The organism is Mesorhizobium album (assembly GCF_033977205.1).
In the GTDB taxonomy this organism is placed as follows: Bacteria; Pseudomonadota; Alphaproteobacteria; order Rhizobiales; family Rhizobiaceae; genus Mesorhizobium; species Mesorhizobium album.
This window is the reverse complement of record NZ_JAVIIW010000135.1, coordinates 1-1,087: the sequence shown is the minus strand read 5'-3', so window position 1 is coordinate 1,087 and position 1,087 is coordinate 1. Positions and strand designations below refer to the sequence as shown.

Annotated in this window: 1 protein-coding gene; it reads left to right on the top strand. The window is 60.7% G+C overall.

Annotated features, from left to right (window positions below; all coding sequences use genetic code 11):
* Window positions 1-11 precede the first annotated feature (11 nt).
* The coding region (locus RFN28_RS34580; RefSeq protein WP_320291595.1) for an IS110 family RNA-guided transposase at window positions 12-1,087 on the top strand (1,076 nt) is incomplete at its 3' end.

The following is a 1,087-nucleotide window of genomic DNA, read 5'->3' as shown; positions in this document are numbered from 1 at the left end:
TGGAGGTCAGCATGCAAGCCAACACCACCAAAGCCCCGGCCGCGATCCGCGTCGATCTTGCTGCAATATTTGTCTCGTTAGAACTGTCTCGTTCAAAATGGCTCGTGACTTCGCTCTCGCCAGGTGGGGGCGAGAGAATGTCGAGACACCTCGTGTCGGGGGGCGACATTCCGAGTTTGCTCGATCACTTCGCAGAGCTGCAACGAAAGGCGGAAGTGCGGACAGGGCAGAGCTTCAGGGTCATATCCATCCAGGAAGCTGGTCTGGATGGATTCTGGATACATCGGGTCCTCGAACGCGAAGGCATCGAGAGCTATGTCGTCGACCCGGCATCCATCGCCACATCGCGTCGCCGTCGGCGGGCCAAGACCGACAGGATTGACGGGGAAGCACTGGTTCGGGCGTTGTTGGCCTACAACCGCGGCGAGCCTCGGGTTTGCGCGATGTTGCGAGTGCCAACGCCGGAGGCGGAAGACCGTCGCCGATTGGTGCGCGAGCGGAAGGCGCTAACGAACGAGCGGATCAGGCACGTCAACAGGATAAAGGGCCTTTTGTTCAGCCAAGGTGTGTCCGGATACGAACCGTTGAAAAACGATCGACGCAAATGTCTCGACGCGCTGATTACCGGAGATGGGCGTCCACTGCCGCCGGCGCTCAAGGCGCAGATCAGCCGCGAGCTTGATCGCATCGAGTTGCTGATCCAGCAGATCAAGGATGTTGAAGAGGCACGCGACGCCTTGCTCGTCGCGGCTGATGTGCCAACACCGGCCCTGCTGCTCTGCCTCAAGGGAATAGGTCCGGAGTTCGCGGCCGTCCTGTGGTCTGAGGGATTATCGCGCAAGTTTGACAATCGACGACAGGTTGCCGCCTACGCCGGATTGGTGCCAACGCCCTGGCAAAGCGGGCAGATTAATTGCGAGCAGGGGGTCTCGAAGTCCGGCAACCCCAGGCTCCGGTCGACACTTGTCCAGGTTGCGTGGCTCTGGGTGCGTCATCAACCCAATTCCGCGCTCAGTCAGTGGTTCAGGGCGAGGGTCGCCCAGAATGGCGGCCGGTACAAGAAGACCGCGATCATCGCCCTCGCTCG